This window comes from Pseudomonas sp. B35(2017) (genome assembly GCF_002113645.1).
Taxonomy (GTDB): Bacteria; Pseudomonadota; Gammaproteobacteria; order Pseudomonadales; family Pseudomonadaceae; genus Aquipseudomonas; species Aquipseudomonas ekonensis.
The window spans coordinates 121,179-135,029 of sequence record NZ_NEIZ01000003.1; the positions used below are offsets into that span (position 1 = coordinate 121,179).

14 protein-coding genes are annotated in these 13,851 nt (G+C 63.3%); 11 read left to right on the forward strand and 3 right to left on the reverse strand.

Features of this window, described 5'->3' with window-relative positions; all coding sequences use genetic code 11:
* Window positions 1–138: 138 nt before the first annotated feature.
* Window positions 139–1,035 carry a LysR substrate-binding domain-containing protein gene (locus tag CAG41_RS07080; protein WP_085581417.1) on the reverse strand — a complete coding sequence of 299 codons (897 nt, stop codon included), beginning with the start codon at window positions 1,033–1,035 and terminating at the stop codon, window positions 139–141.
* Between the two features lie 106 nt (window positions 1,036–1,141).
* Here CAG41_RS07080 and CAG41_RS07085 point away from each other — a divergent pair, with 106 nt between their 5' ends.
* The 8 genes from CAG41_RS07085 (at window position 1,142) to rpoS (ending at window position 8,367) form a co-directional block, all read left to right on the forward strand.
* Window positions 1,142–2,254, forward strand: coding sequence for an S-(hydroxymethyl)glutathione dehydrogenase/class III alcohol dehydrogenase (locus CAG41_RS07085; RefSeq protein ID WP_085581419.1), 1,113 nt, complete (start codon window positions 1,142–1,144; stop codon window positions 2,252–2,254).
* A gap of 65 nt (window positions 2,255–2,319) precedes the next feature.
* The gene (fghA, locus tag CAG41_RS07090; protein ID WP_085581421.1) at window positions 2,320–3,165 is read left to right on the forward strand and encodes an S-formylglutathione hydrolase; all 846 of its coding nucleotides are present in this window, start codon (window positions 2,320–2,322) and stop codon (window positions 3,163–3,165) included.
* Window positions 3,166–3,218: 53 nt separating this feature from the next.
* Window positions 3,219–3,692 (forward strand): 2-C-methyl-D-erythritol 2,4-cyclodiphosphate synthase, encoded by a 474-nt coding sequence (ispF, locus tag CAG41_RS07095; RefSeq protein ID WP_085581423.1) that lies wholly within the window; start codon window positions 3,219–3,221, stop codon window positions 3,690–3,692.
* Window positions 3,689–4,747 carry a tRNA pseudouridine(13) synthase TruD gene (truD, locus tag CAG41_RS07100; protein ID WP_085581425.1) on the forward strand — a complete coding sequence of 353 codons (1,059 nt, stop codon included), beginning with the start codon at window positions 3,689–3,691 and terminating at the stop codon, window positions 4,745–4,747. Before ispF ends, truD begins: the two co-directional genes overlap by 4 nt.
* Complete coding sequence (gene surE / locus CAG41_RS07105; RefSeq protein ID WP_085581427.1) at window positions 4,735–5,484, forward strand: 5'/3'-nucleotidase SurE; 750 nt, start codon at window positions 4,735–4,737, stop codon at window positions 5,482–5,484. The genes truD and surE overlap by 13 nt, the downstream gene beginning before the upstream one ends.
* A 41-nt stretch (window positions 5,485–5,525) precedes the next feature.
* Complete coding sequence (locus CAG41_RS07110; RefSeq protein ID WP_170929962.1) at window positions 5,526–6,161, forward strand: protein-L-isoaspartate(D-aspartate) O-methyltransferase; 636 nt, start codon at window positions 5,526–5,528, stop codon at window positions 6,159–6,161.
* A gap of 211 nt (window positions 6,162–6,372) precedes the next feature.
* Window positions 6,373–7,254 carry a peptidoglycan DD-metalloendopeptidase family protein gene (locus tag CAG41_RS07115; RefSeq protein ID WP_085581430.1) on the forward strand — a complete coding sequence of 294 codons (882 nt, stop codon included), beginning with the start codon at window positions 6,373–6,375 and terminating at the stop codon, window positions 7,252–7,254.
* A 105-nt stretch (window positions 7,255–7,359) separates the two neighbouring features.
* Window positions 7,360–8,367, forward strand: coding sequence for an RNA polymerase sigma factor RpoS (rpoS, locus tag CAG41_RS07120; protein ID WP_085581432.1), 1,008 nt, complete (start codon window positions 7,360–7,362; stop codon window positions 8,365–8,367).
* A gap of 510 nt (window positions 8,368–8,877) precedes the next feature.
* Here rpoS and fdxA read toward each other — a convergent pair.
* Both fdxA and mutS read right to left on the reverse strand, forming a co-directional pair.
* A complete protein-coding gene (gene fdxA / locus CAG41_RS07125; protein WP_007924025.1) occupies window positions 8,878–9,201 on the reverse strand; it encodes a ferredoxin FdxA in 324 nt (107 codons plus the stop codon).
* Window positions 9,202–9,364: 163 nt separating this feature from the next.
* A complete protein-coding gene (gene mutS / locus CAG41_RS07130; protein WP_085706809.1) occupies window positions 9,365–11,944 on the reverse strand; it encodes a DNA mismatch repair protein MutS in 2,580 nt (859 codons plus the stop codon).
* A 210-nt stretch (window positions 11,945–12,154) separates the two neighbouring features.
* Between mutS and CAG41_RS07135 the strand changes: the two genes are divergently transcribed.
* The 3 genes from CAG41_RS07135 (at window position 12,155) to CAG41_RS07140 (ending at window position 13,836) form a co-directional block, all read left to right on the forward strand.
* Window positions 12,155–12,889: an XRE family transcriptional regulator gene (locus tag CAG41_RS07135; protein WP_085581436.1), complete on the forward strand. Its 735-nt coding sequence runs from the start codon at window positions 12,155–12,157 to the stop codon at window positions 12,887–12,889.
* A gap of 333 nt (window positions 12,890–13,222) precedes the next feature.
* On the forward strand, window positions 13,223–13,414 hold the full coding sequence (locus CAG41_RS28195) for a hypothetical protein (RefSeq protein ID WP_139831343.1): 192 nt from the start codon (window positions 13,223–13,225) through the stop codon (window positions 13,412–13,414).
* Entirely contained in the window at window positions 13,411–13,836 is a 426-nt protein-coding gene (locus CAG41_RS07140; protein WP_256575481.1) for a tail fiber assembly protein, read from the forward strand. The genes CAG41_RS28195 and CAG41_RS07140 overlap by 4 nt, the downstream gene beginning before the upstream one ends.
* Window positions 13,837–13,851: the final 15 nt, after the last annotated feature.

Here is a 13,851-nt window from a genome sequence, read left to right on the forward strand (position 1 = left end):
AGGTGGTGTCCGTTAGATAGCCATCGCGGGCAAGCCCGCTCCCACAGGTCTTGGGCACTTCACGGTCACTGTGGGAGCGGGCTTGCCCGCGATGGCGTCGGTGGGGGCACCGCAGAATCTCGGATGATCCACCCGTGTTCAGTTGCGGTACTCCGGCCGTTGCGCCAACCCTTCCTTGAGAAAATCCACCAGCTTGCGCACCTTCGGCGACAGGTGCCGCTGCTGCGGGTACAGCGCCCACACCGCGGTGTTCGGCGGCTGATGGGCCTCCAGCAGCGAAATCAGCGCGCCGCTGTGCAGATGCTCCAGCACGTAGTAGTCCGGCAACTGACACAGCCCCACCCCTTGCAAAGCCGCATCCAGCACCGCTTGCCCGCTGTTGCAGCGCCAGTTGCCCTGCACCCGCTGGGCGAATTCCCGCCCGTTCTGCTCCAGTTGCCAGATGTCCGAACTGCCGATCAGGCAATTGTGCCGGCTCAGCTCCGACAGGCTGTGGGGGCGGCCGTACCGTTCAAGGTAGGAGGGCGATGCGCACAGGTACATGCGCCGCGGCGCCAGCCGGGTGGCGACCAGCCGCGAATCCTGCAGGCGGCCCAGGCGGATCGCCAGGTCCAGGCCTTCGTGAACCAGGTCGAGCTGGCGGTTGGTCAGCTCGATGTCGACCCGCAGTTGCGGGTAGTGACCCATGAACCGGGTCACCAGCGGCACGATGAAGCGTTCGCCGTAGGCCACGGCGCAGGTCATGCGCAGCATGCCTTTGGGCTCGCTGGCCAGGTCGCCGACGGCCCGCAGCGCTTCTTCGCGGCCGTCCTGCAGACGCTGGCAATGCTGCAGGAATGTCTGCCCGGCTTCGGTCAGCGTCACCCGACGCGTACTGCGGTAGAGCAAGCGGGTCTGCAGGCGTTCTTCCAGCCGCGCGATCTGGCGGCTGATGTGCGAAGAGGAAACGCCCAAGCGTTCGGCGGCGGCGGTGAATTGGCTGCATTCGGCCACGGCGACGAACTCGTCGATGCCTTCCCAGCGGTTTTCGGACATCGGATTATCCCTGTGCGGCAATAATGTTTTGCTTTTGTCCGGATTATTCACTCTCAGGTCGTGGATTACACTCCTTGTCTCGTTTTAATTCACTGGGAGAGTCAGGATGATCAAGTCGCGCGCCGCCGTAGCCTTCGGGGCCAAGAAGCCGCTGGAAATCGTTGAAGTCGATGTCGCCATGCCGAAGGCCGGCGAGGTGCTGCTTCGCGTGGTGGCCACCGGGGTGTGCCACACCGACGCCTACACCCTGTCCGGCGCGGATCCGGAAGGGATCTTCCCGTCGATCCTCGGCCATGAAGGCGGCGCGATCGTCGAGGCCATCGGTGAAGGCGTGACGTCGGTGGCGGTGGGCGACCACGTGATTCCGCTGTACACCCCGGAATGCGGCCAGTGCAAATTCTGCAAGTCGGGCAAGACCAACCTGTGCCAGGCCATTCGCGCCACCCAGGGCAAAGGCCTGATGCCGGACGGCACTTCGCGCTTTTCCTACAAGGGCGAAACGATTTTCCACTACATGGGAACCTCGACGTTCTCCGAGTACACCGTGCTGCCGGAAATCTCCGTGGCCAAGATCTCCAAGGACGCGCCGCTGGAGAAGGTCTGCCTGCTCGGTTGCGGCGTCACCACCGGTATCGGTGCGGTGATCAACACCGCCAAAGTCCAGCCGGGCGACACCGTGGCCATCTTCGGCCTGGGCGGCATCGGCCTGTCGGCGGTGATCGGCGCAGTGAAGGCCAAGGCTTCGCGCATCATCGCCATCGACATCAACCCGGCCAAGTTCGAGATCGCCAAGCAACTGGGCGCCACCGATTGCGTGAACCCGAAAGACTTCGATCGTCCGATCCAGGAAGTGATCGTCGACATGACCGACGGCGGCGTCGACTTCTCCTTCGAGTGCATCGGCAACGTGCAACTGATGCGCGCTGCGCTGGAATGCTGCCACAAGGGCTGGGGCGAGTCGGTGATCATCGGCGTGGCCGGTGCCGGCCAGGAAATCGCCACCCGTCCGTTCCAACTGGTGACCGGCCGCGTCTGGCGCGGTTCGGCGTTCGGCGGCGTGCGCGGTCGCAGCGAGCTGCCGAGCTACGTCGACATGGCCCAGAGCGGCGAGATCCCGCTCGACACCTTCATCACCCACACCATGGGCCTGGAAGACATCAACAAGGCTTTCGACCTGATGCACGAAGGCAAGAGCATCCGTACCGTCATCCATTTCTGATCAATCGCGGCAAGGCGCGGCTGCGGAGGTGTTCGCCGACAGCCGCGTCCGCGTAGGAGCCTTACATGAGTCTGGAAAACATCTCCTGTCAGAAAAGTTTCGGCGGCTGGCACAAGCGCTACCGGCACCGCTCCGACGTGCTGGGCTGCGACATGGTGTTCGCCGTGTACCTGCCGCCGCAGGCGGAGCAGGGCGGCAAGCTGCCGGTGCTGTACTGGCTGTCGGGGCTGACCTGCACCGACGAGAACTTCATGCACAAGGCCGGCGCCCTGCGCATGGCCGCCGAGCTCGGCCTGATCATCGTGGCGCCGGACACCAGCCCGCGCGGCGCCGAGGTGCCGGGCGACCCGGACGGGGCATGGGATTTCGGCCTCGGCGCCGGGTTCTATCTCAATGCCACCCAGGAGCCTTGGTCCCGGCACTATCGGATGCATGACTACGTCGTGCAGGAATTGCCTTCGCTGGTCGAGGCGCATTTCCCGGCGTCTGACAAGCGCAGCCTCAGCGGCCACTCCATGGGCGGCCACGGTGCGCTGGTGTGTGCCTTGCGCAATCCGGGGCGTTACCGCTCGGTGTCGGCGTTTTCGCCGATCAGCAATCCGATGGACTGCCCATGGGGCCAGAAGGCGTTCTCCCGCTACCTCGGCGAAGACCGCTCGAAGTGGCGCGAGTGGGATGCCTGTGCGCTGATCGCCGAGGCCGAAGAAAAGCTGCCGTTGCTGGTCGATCAAGGCGACCGCGATGATTTCCTGGCCAACCAGCTCAAGCCGGAGGCCCTGCAGCAAGCGGCAAGACAAGCGGGACATCCGCTGACGTTGCGCCTGCAGCCGGGTTACGACCACAGTTATTTCTTCATCTCAAGCTTCATCGACGACCACTTGCGACATCACGCACGCGCGCTAGGCGCCTAATGCCCGTCAAAGCAGGTAGAATCACGCCCTGACCAAAATCGGGGCGTTTTTTTATGCGTATTGGCCACGGCTACGATGTTCACCGTTTCGCTGAAGGCGATTTCATTACTCTGGGCGGCGTGCGGATCGCACACGGCTTCGGGCTGCTCGCCCACTCCGACGGTGACGTCCTGCTGCACGCCTTGAGCGACGCCCTGCTCGGCGCCGCGGCGCTGGGCGACATCGGCAAGCATTTCCCGGACACCGATCCGCAGTTCAAGGGCGCCGACAGCCGTGCGCTGCTGCGCCACGTGGTCGGCCTGATCCATGCCAAGGGCTGGAAGGTCGGCAACGTCGACAACACCATCGTGGCCCAGGCCCCGAAAATGGCGCCCCACATCGAAACGATGCGCGCCCTGATCGCCGCCGACCTCCAGGTGGAGCTCGACCAGGTCAACGTGAAGGCCACCACCACCGAGAAGCTGGGCTTCGTCGGTCGTGAGGAAGGCATCGCCGTCCATTCCGTCGCGTTGTTGCTGCGCGCATGAACGAACTGCAATTGCTCGGCCCTCGGGCCCACGGCGACGTGCTCGGCACGGCGGTGCTCAAGGCCGTCGCCGAAGACTTCCAGGTCGATGAAGTGCTCGACATCCCGTTCACCGGCGACGGCGAGCACCTGTGGATCTGGGTGGAAAAGCGCGGTTTGAACACCGAAGAGGCGGCGCGCCGGATCGCCAAGGCCGCCGGCGTGCCGTTGCGCACAGTGAGCTATGCCGGGCTCAAGGATCGTCAGGCCCTGACCCGTCAGTGGTTCAGCGTGCAGCTGCCGGGCAAGGCCGATCCGGATCTGTCGGCGGCGGAAAACGATACGCTCAAGATCCTCAAGACCACCCGCCACAAGCGCAAGCTGCAGCGCGGCGCGCACTCGGCCAACGGCTTCACCCTGCGCCTGACGCAGCTCGCCGGCGACAAGGCGGCCCTTGAGGAGCGCCTGCAACGCATCGCCCGGCAGGGCATCCCGAACTACTTCGGCGCCCAGCGCTTCGGCCATGACGGCGGCAATGTGGTCGATGCCCGCTCCTGGGCTGCGCGCAAGGCATTGCCGGAGCAGCGCAACGTGCGCTCGCGGCTGCTGTCGGCGGCGCGCAGCTTCCTGTTCAACCAGGTGCTGGCGGCGCGGGTCGCCGACGGCTCCTGGCAGCGCGCCCAGGTCGGCGACTTGCTGGCGTTCACCGACAGCCGCAGCTTTTTCCCGGCTGGCGAAGCCGAATGCAGCGATCCGCGCCTGGCGATTCTCGACCTGCATCCGACCGGTCCCCAGTGGGGCGAAGGTGACTCGCCGGCGGCCGGCGCAGTCCATGATCTGGAGCAGGGGATCGCCGCGCGCGAAGCGGACCTGCGCGATTGGTTGATTCACGCCGGCATGAGCCACGAACGTCGCATCCTGCGACTGCCCATTGGCGGGTTGACGTGGCATTATCCCGAGCCTGACATTCTGCAACTGGAATTCGTCCTCCCGGCCGGATGCTTCGCCACCGCATTGGTGCGCGAACTCGTTGATCTGGTGCCGGTGGGGCAGACGGACAGCCCATGCGTATTCTGATTTCTAACGACGATGGGGTAACCGCACCCGGACTCGCCGCGCTGTATGGTGCGCTGGCGGATTACACCGAATGCGTGGTTATCGCCCCGGAGCAGGACAAGAGCGGCGCCAGCAGTTCGCTGACGCTCGACCGTCCGCTGCATCCGCAATACCTGGCCAACGGTTTCATCGGCCTCAACGGCACGCCGACCGATTGCGTGCACCTGGGGCTCAACGGCTTGCTGGAGCGCGAGCCGGACATGGTGGTCTCGGGCATCAACCTGGGCGCCAACCTGGGCGATGACGTGCTGTATTCCGGAACGGTGGCGGCGGCCCTCGAGGGGCGTTTCCTCGACCGCCCTTCGTTTGCCTTCTCGCTGGTGTCGCGGCAGGCGGAAAACCTGCCCACGGCCGCCCATTTCGCGCGCAAACTGGTGGAGGCCCATGCCGGGCTCGACCTGCCGCCGCGCACGGTGCTGAACGTGAACATCCCTAACCTGCCGATCGAGCGCATCCGCGGCGTTCAGTTGACCCGCCTGGGCCATCGCGCCCGTGCGGCGGCGCCGATGAAGGTGGTGGATCCGCGCGGCAGGGCCGGCTACTGGATCGCCGCCGCCGGCGACGCCGAGGACGGCGGCCCGGGCACCGACTTCCACGCGGTGATGCAAGGTTATGTGTCCATCACGCCGTTGCAGCTCGATCGCACGTTCAACGATGCATTCAGAAGCCTGGACGGCTGGCTGGAGGGGCTGAACTGATGGCTCGCGAACAAGACGACAGGCTGCGCAGCGGCATCGGCATGACCTCCCAGCGCACCCGTGAGCGCCTGATCCAGCGCCTGTACGAAGAAGGGGTGTCCAACGCCAGCGTGCTGGAGGTGATCCGCCGCACGCCGCGCCACCTGTTCGTCGATGAGGCGCTGGCCCACCGCGCCTACGAAGACACCGCGCTGCCGATCGGCAACAACCAGACCATTTCCCAGCCTTATATGGTGGCGCGCATGAGCGAGCTGCTGCTGGAGGCGGGGCCGCTGGACAAGGTGCTGGAGATCGGCACCGGTTCCGGCTACCAGACGGCGGTGCTGTCGCAGCTGGTGGAGCGGGTGTTCTCGGTCGAGCGGATCAAGGTCCTGCAGGATCGGGCCAAGGAGCGCCTGGTCGAGCTGAACCTGCGCAACGTGGTGTTCCGTTGGGGCGACGGCTGGGAAGGCTGGCCGGCGCTGGCGCCGTACAACGGCATCATCGTCACGGCGGTGGCCACGGATGTGCCCCAGGCCTTGCTCGACCAATTGGCGCCGGGCGGTCGGATGGTGATACCGGTCGGTTCGGGGGAAGTGCAGCAACTGATGCTGATCGTGCGTGAAGAGCACGGCTTTTCCCGGCACGTCCTGGGGGCGGTCCGCTTCGTGCCTTTGCTCAACGGACCGCTGGCCTGAGTCTCTTTTTCGAGGCGCTGAATTCCTGTCGTCCGGCCCGGTCTTACACCGGCGGCGATTGCGTAAACACTGCCGATCGTCATCAGGCAAACGTGTGCGCGACGGCAGTTCGCTTCATTAAAGGTAAAGCGGCTGCGGCCCGTTATACTTGCGACACTTCACGCCGGAGTCCGGCATTTCATTTTTTCAGCCACCAAGAAGGGAGCGGCGGGTGAGTCTCACAGTCATTGCGCAGCGTATGGGTAACACGAGCTTTCAGCGCCTGGTGACTGGCCTTGTCTTGAGCACCTTGCTGGTCGGTTGCTCCAGCACCAAATCGAACAATGTGCGGGTCGTCGACCGCAATGGCGCCGCGCCCCAACGTCCTGTCGTCACGACCGGGCAGTATGTGGTCCGTCCGGGTGATACCCTGTTTTCGATCGCTTTCCGCTACGGCTGGGACTACAAAGCCCTCGCCGCCCGGAACAACATTCCTACGCCTTACACGATCCATCCGGGTCAGACGATTCGCTTCGACGGCCGCACCGGTTCAACGCCGGCCGCCGTCGTCGCCGGCAGCGGTTCAACGCCTTCCTCGTCGAGCAAAACCACGGTAATCCGGCGCCAGGCGAATGGCACGACGACCACCACAACCACGGGCTCCGGGGCCGCTTCCACGGCGGTCGTACCGTCCGTCGCCAGCAAATCCGCACCCGCTCCACTGCCTCCTCCGGGCCCGGCCCCGACCGGCTGGGGATGGCCATCTAATGGCATTCTCATTGGCAAATTCTCTTCAAACGGTAGTTTGAATAAAGGAATTGATATCGCCGGAGATTTGGGACAGCCTGTTTTAGCTGCGTCTGATGGGACGGTGGTTTACGCCGGGAGTGGCTTAAGGGGCTACGGCGAATTGGTCATCATCAAACACAGCGAAACCTACGTCAGCGCCTACGGCCACAACCGCAGGCTTTTGGTACGGGAGGGGCAGCAGGTCAAGGTCGGACAGACAATTGCCGAAATGGGGTCAACGGGTACAGACCGGGTGAAACTGCATTTTGAGATTCGCCGACAAGGTAAACCTGTGGATCCGCTGCAGTTCCTGCCACGACGTTGATTTGAAGCCAGCCTGTTCCGTCGCGTAGAGGGGACAGGCTCCAGCGCTGCCAAGGATAGAGGCGTCGCTTGAGCTTGGGGTCGAACTCACCAAAGGACTATAACAATGGCTCTCAGTAAAGAAGTGCCGGAGTTTGACATCGACGATGAGGTTCTCCTGATGGAGGCCGCCATCGATACGGATTCGATGTCGAATGATGAAGGGGCAGCTCCACCTTCCGTTCGTGCCAAATCCAAACACTCCGCTTCACTTAAGCAACACAAGTACATCGACTACACGCGTGCGCTCGATGCCACGCAGCTGTATCTCAACGAAATCGGCTTTTCCCCCTTGCTCTCCCCGGAAGAAGAAGTTCATTTTGCGCGCCTGTCGCAAAGTGGCGATCCCGCCGGGCGCAAGCGCATGATTGAAAGCAACCTGCGGCTGGTGGTGAAGATCGCCCGGCGTTACGTCAATCGGGGGCTGTCGCTGCTGGATCTGATCGAAGAGGGCAACCTCGGGCTGATCCGGGCGGTGGAAAAGTTCGATCCCGAGCGCGGCTTCCGCTTCTCGACCTACGCGACCTGGTGGATCCGCCAGACCATCGAACGCGCGATCATGAACCAGACCCGGACCATCCGGCTGCCGATTCATGTGGTCAAGGAGCTCAACGTGTACCTGCGGGCCGCACGGGAGCTGACGCAAAAGCTCGACCACGAACCCTCACCCGAAGAAATCGCCAACCTGCTGGAAAAACCGGTGGGCGAGGTCAAGCGCATGCTGGGCCTGAACGAGCGGGTTTCTTCGGTCGACGTCTCGCTGGGGCCGGATTCGGACAAAACCCTGCTGGACACCCTGACGGACGACCGTCCGACCGATCCGTGCGAACTGCTGCAGGACGATGACCTGTCGCAGAGCATTGATCAATGGCTCTCGGAACTGACCGACAAGCAGCGCGAGGTGGTGGTGCGCCGCTTCGGTCTGCGCGGCCACGAGAGCAGCACGCTGGAGGATGTGGGCCTGGAGATCGGCCTGACCCGGGAACGGGTGAGGCAGATCCAAGTGGAAGGCCTCAAGCGCCTTCGGGAGATCCTCGAGAAGAACGGCTTGTCGAGCGAGTCGCTGTTTCAATAAGCGCCTCACCTGACCGCCCGCAAGAAGCCCCGACTGGATCGGGGCTTTTTGTTGTCTGCCGCCGGGCAAGGGAGCCCGCGTGTGGCCAGGGGGCGCCACCAGGCGCTTCGCTCCGAAGTTTGTAGTCTCGCGTTGTAAGCCTTGGCTGACAGTTTCGTAAGTGTTCACTATGTTTACACTTCCGTAGACGTCCATTAGGCGCAATGCAGGTTTATAACTATTTGATTTTGTTGGTTATTTATAAAAATGAAGGCCTTATGACAAGCCGTTCCGCAGCCGAGTGCCGATTGCTCTCGGCGGGGAACTCTTTAGTATCTGGGTTGTGTCGACGGATAGACACGCCCTTCAAGGAAGAGGGGAATGGACATCGCAGGACGCGATTCATCAGGACGATGAAAAGGATCACAGGGAATAGGGAAAAAATGTGGGCGGGTCAAACCGCCCCTTTTTTTCGCCTGCAGAAAAGCAAAAAGGCCCGCAAGGGGCCTTTTCTGTCGAGCGCAGGACGGATCAGCGTTCGAGGTCTTTGATCTTGCCTTTGACGCCATCCCACTCTTCGGCGTCCGGCAGCGAATCCTTCTTCTCGGTGATGTTCGGCCAGATCTCGGCCAGCTCGACGTTCAGCTGAATGAACTCTTGCATCTCTTCCGGCACTTCGTCCTCGGAGAAAATGGCCACGGCCGGGCATTCCGGTTCGCACAGGGCGCAGTCGATGCACTCGTCCGGGTGGATCACCAGGAAGTTCGGGCCTTCGTAGAAGCAGTCCACCGGACAGACTTCTACGCAGTCGGTGTACTTGCACTTGATGCAGTTGTCGGTGACGACGAAGGTCATTTCTAATTTTCTCCTCAGGCGGCGGCAGCGTTGCCCCTTCACGGTTGGGGTCGCCAGGTTCGGGAGCGATGTCTGCCGGCCAGGCTATTAGCCAGCAGCATCCCGAACCGCGCGAGATTCTACCAGCTTGAAGCCGTTTGCGTTATATCCGCTTCTTCAGTGCTTATATCCGGTTCTTTAAGGTATAGAGCATTTCGAGCGCACGGCGCGGGGTCAGGTCGTCCAGGTCCAGTTTGGCCAATTCGTCCAGCACCGGGTGCGGCAGGCTGGCGAACAGGTCGCTCTGCATCGGAGCGGCCGGCTTGCCCTTGACCGGTGCCGGTTGCTCGTGGGGCAGGCTGGTGGTCTCCAGGCGGCCCAGGTGTTCGCGGGCGCGGGCGATCACTTCGCTCGGCACCCCGGCCAGTTGCGCAACGGCCAGGCCGTAGCTCTGGCTCGCCGGCCCCGGCAGCACATGGTGCAGGAACACGATGCGCTCGTTGTGCTCGGTGGCGTTGAGGTGCACGTTGGCCACCAGCGGCTGGGCCTCCGGCAGCACGGTCAGTTCGAAGTAGTGGGTGGCGAACAGCGTGTAGGCGCGCAGGTGCGCCAGGCGCTCGGCTGCCGCCCAGGCCAGGGACAGGCCGTCGAAGGTGCTGGTGCCGCGGCCGACTTCGTCCATCAGCACCAGGCTGCGGTCGGTGGCGTTGTGCAGGATGTTGGCGGTCTCGCTCATTTCCACCATGAAGGTCGAGCGCCCGCCGGCCAGGTCGTCGCTGGAGCCGATCCGGGTGAAGATCCGATCCACCAGCGACAGTTCGCAACTGGCCGCCGGTACGAAGCTGCCGATGTGCGCCAGCAGTACGATCAGCGCCGTTTGCCGCATGTAGGTGGATTTACCGCCCATGTTCGGGCCGGTGATCACCAGCATTCTTGTGTTGTCGTCCAGGCTCAGGTCGTTGGCCACGAACGGCGTGGTCAGCACCTGCTCGACCACCGGGTGACGGCCCTGGACGATGCGCATGCAGGGTTCGCTGACGAACGTCGGGCAGTTGAGGTCGAGGTTCAGCGCGCGTTCGGCGAGGTTGCTCAGCACGTCGAGTTCGGCCAGCGCCGAGGCGGTGTCCTGCAGCGGCGGCAGCCGGCCGATCAGGTCTTCCAGCAGTGCCTCGTAGAGCATTTTTTCCCGGGCCAGCGCCCGGCTTTTGGCCGACAGCGCCTTGTCTTCGAACGCTTTGAGCTCGGGCGTGATGAAACGCTCGGCGCCCTTGAGGGTCTGGCGCCGGATGTAGTCGGCCGGCGCGGATTCGGCCTGCTTGCTCGGCAGCTCGATGAAGTAGCCGTGGATGCGGTTGTAGCCGACCTTCAGGTTGGCAAGGCCGGTGCGGGCCTTTTCCCGGGCTTCCAGGTCGATGAGGAACTGGCCGGCGTTTTCGCTCAGCGATTGCAGTTCGTCCAGTTCGCTGTCGTAGCCGGTCTTGAGCACGCCGCCGTCGCGGATCACCGCCGGCGGGTTGTCGATGATGGCTTTCTCCAGCAGCGCCGCCAGTTCCGGGTAGGTGCCGGCGGTGGCGGCCAGGCGCACCAGGTGCGGGGCTTCCAGATCCGCCATCGCCGTCTGCAGTTCCGGCAGGGCACCCAAGGCGTCGCGCAGGCGGGCGAGGTCACGGGGCCGCGCGTTGCGCAGGCCGATCCGCGCCAGGATCCGTTCGATGTCGCCGATTTCCTTGAGTTGCGGTTGCAGGCGTTCGAAGCGGTAGCGGTCGAGCAGGCAACTGATGGAGGTCTGGCGCGCCAGCAGGACGGTGAGGTCGCGCAGCGGGCGGTTCAGCCAGCGGGTCAGCAGGCGGCTGCCCATGGCGGTCTGGCAGCGGTCGACCACCGATTGCAAGGTGTTGTCGCGACCGCCGGCCAGATTGGTGTCCAGCTCCAGGTTGCGCCGGCTCGCGCCGTCCAGCACCACGGTGTCGTCCAGGCGTTCATGACGCAGGCTGCGCAGGTGGGGCAGGGCGGTGCGCTGGGTTTCCTTGGCGTAGGCCAGCAGGCAGCCGGCGGCGCCGATGGCCAGGGTCAGGTTCTCGCAGCCGAAGCCTTTCAGATCCTGGGTGGAGAATTGCTGGCACAGGCTCTTGAGCGCCGAATCACGCTCGAAATCCCACGGGGCGCGACGGCGCACGCCACGGCGCTTTTCCGCCGGCAGGTCTTTCGGCCAGTCGTCCGGGATCAACAGCTCCACGGGGTTGACCCGCTCCAGCTCCGCCAGCAGGTTTTCCCAGCCCTTGATCTCCAGCACGCTGAAGTTGCCGCTGGTGATGTCCAGCACCGCCAGGCCGAACAGACGCTCGTCGCCCAGCACGGCCGCGATCAGGTTGTCGCGGCGCTCGTCCAGCAGCGCTTCGTCGCTGACCGTGCCCGGGGTGATGATCCGCACCACCTGACGCTCCACCGGGCCCTTGCTGGTGGCCGGGTCGCCGATCTGCTCGCAGATCACCACCGATTCGCCCAGTTTCACCAGCTTCGCCAGGTAGCCTTCCGCCGCGTGGAACGGGATCCCGCACATCGGAATCGCCTGTCCCGCCGACTGCCCGCGGGCGGTCAGGGTGATGTCCAGCAGCTTGGCCGCCTTCTTCGCGTCCTCGTAGAAGATCTCGTAGAAGTCGCCCATGCGGTAGAACATCAGCTGATCCGGGTGCTGGTTCTTCAGGCGCCAGTACTGCTGCATCATCGGGGTATGGGAGGACAGGTCGGAGACGGCTTTATTCATCGGATTGTCAGGCAACTCGTTCAAAGGAGTGGGGCAAAAGCGGGGCGTCGGCCAGGCTTTTCCGCGATGGGCGCAAGATTACCATGGGCGGTCTGTCGGGCGCAGGGATGGCGGTCGAGTGACGGGTTCATGCCGTAAAAAACGTGATTATGCAGAAAATATGCAAATCAGCATTTGTCTTCGCCGAATTCTTCAAGCACTATGCGCGTTATGCAAAAACGCAACGTATCTACCGTATTAAGAGCACTGCTCGACCGGCACGGGATCTCCCCCACGGAGCTTCACCGTCGCACCGGCGTGCCTCAATCCACTCTCTCGCGGATCCTCAGCGGGAAGATCGTCGATCCTTCGGACAAGCACATCTCGAAGATCGCCGAGTACTTCGCCGTGAGCACCGATCAGTTGCGCGGGCGCGCCGACATTGCGCCGGCGGCTGCCGGCGCGCGCCATGACGTGCATGCGGAACTCAAGGACATAAGCCTGTGGGACGACGACACCCCTGTCGATGACGACGAGGTGTCGGTGCCCTTTCTTCGTGAGGTTGAATTGGCTGCAGGATCAGGAAGATTCGTCGTGGAAGAGAGCGAGCGCTCAAGCCTGCGCTTCGGCAAGCGCAGCCTGCGTCACAACGGTGTGCAGTTCGACCAGGCCAAATGCGTGACGGTGCGCGGCAACAGCATGTTGCCGGTGCTGCGCGACGGCGCCACGGTCGGCGTCAACGCCGGCAAGAGCGGCATCGGCGACATCGTCGACGGCGATCTCTACGCCATCAACCACAATGGCCAACTGCGGGTGAAGCAGCTCTATCGCCTGCCCACCGGCATCCGCCTGCGCAGCTTCAACCGTGACGAACATCCGGACGAGGACTACAGCTTCCAGGAGATCCAGGAAGAGCAGATCGTCATCATCGGTCACGTCTTCTGGTGGGGCATGTACGCCCGATAGCACCACCCCTGCCTGACAGAACCCGCCCCTCGGCGGGTTTTTTTTCGCCTGTCGAAAACGGCCGAAGCCAAGAGCGGCGGGGCTTTCATGCGTCCGTGCATTTGCTGCGCATAAATAAATGCATTTTTGCATTGACTGCATATGCATGAGTGCATATTCTTGCCACCAAGCCGCTCGACAAAGCGGCTGGCAAGACCGCTCTTTAGTTCCACAAGAACAGGCAGCGATGAACCGGCCTCAACGGTTCAGAGGGTTGGCAACTGACCCGGGTGTGCAGCGTAAAGCACCAAGAGCAGTTATCCGGCGGGCAGGGACCGCGGCCGGAGGAACAATTTGAACGGACTCGTACCGCGCCAGCAGCGCCGAAAAGTCAGCTTCCTTTCGGTTTTAGGGAATGAAAGGAAGGCAAAGGAGTGCATTGCTGAAAAGCCCGGCCTGGCGCCGGGCTTTTTGGAATGCCTGCCTTGTGCAAACAGAAACACGAACGCCGACATGTCGGCAATCCATCAAGGAAGTGAACAATGAGCCTGAAAAAGTATGCCCGTGTGGTAGACGGCAAGGTCGACAACATTTTTGAAACCGTCAACCCGATCACCGAAGAGTTTCCGGCCAGCCAGCTCTGGGTCGACATCACCGGCACCGTGAACTCGCAGGTCGATTACGGCTACAACGCCGTCAACACCGACGGGGTCTGGACCTTCAATTCGGGGTTCCCGTGGCCGCAATCGGTGCTGGGCGAGCAAATGCGCAACGAGAAAGTCCGCCGGCTCGACAACGTCATGGCCAGCGTCGCCTCGTCGGGCTTGCAGTTCAAGGTCGACCTGGGCGTAGCCACCTCGGCCGAACAGGCCTACCTGACGGCCTTCAAGGAATACTGCGTCGCGTTCGGCCAGGTCAACAAGCAGCCGGGTTTCCCGGTGACCATCGCTTGGCCGCAACTGCCGTAAGGCGTTGCGCCGCAC

Coding starts and splice junctions, on each gene's coding strand:
- CAG41_RS07080 (WP_085581417.1), bottom strand. CDS start 1,035: ATGTCCGAAAACCGCTGGGAAGGCATCGACGAGTTCGTCGCCGTGGCC.
- CAG41_RS07085 (WP_085581419.1), top strand. CDS start 1,142: ATGATCAAGTCGCGCGCCGCCGTAGCCTTCGGGGCCAAGAAGCCGCTG.
- fghA (WP_085581421.1), top strand. CDS start 2,320: ATGAGTCTGGAAAACATCTCCTGTCAGAAAAGTTTCGGCGGCTGGCAC.
- ispF (WP_085581423.1), top strand. CDS start 3,219: ATGCGTATTGGCCACGGCTACGATGTTCACCGTTTCGCTGAAGGCGAT.
- truD (WP_085581425.1), top strand. CDS start 3,689: ATGAACGAACTGCAATTGCTCGGCCCTCGGGCCCACGGCGACGTGCTC.
- surE (WP_085581427.1), top strand. CDS start 4,735: ATGCGTATTCTGATTTCTAACGACGATGGGGTAACCGCACCCGGACTC.
- CAG41_RS07110 (WP_170929962.1), top strand. CDS start 5,526: ATGACCTCCCAGCGCACCCGTGAGCGCCTGATCCAGCGCCTGTACGAA.
- rpoS (WP_085581432.1), top strand. CDS start 7,360: ATGGCTCTCAGTAAAGAAGTGCCGGAGTTTGACATCGACGATGAGGTT.
- fdxA (WP_007924025.1), bottom strand. CDS start 9,201: ATGACCTTCGTCGTCACCGACAACTGCATCAAGTGCAAGTACACCGAC.
- mutS (WP_085706809.1), bottom strand. CDS start 11,944: ATGAATAAAGCCGTCTCCGACCTGTCCTCCCATACCCCGATGATGCAG.
- CAG41_RS07135 (WP_085581436.1), top strand. CDS start 12,155: ATGCAAAAACGCAACGTATCTACCGTATTAAGAGCACTGCTCGACCGG.
- CAG41_RS07140 (WP_256575481.1), top strand. CDS start 13,411: ATGAGCCTGAAAAAGTATGCCCGTGTGGTAGACGGCAAGGTCGACAAC.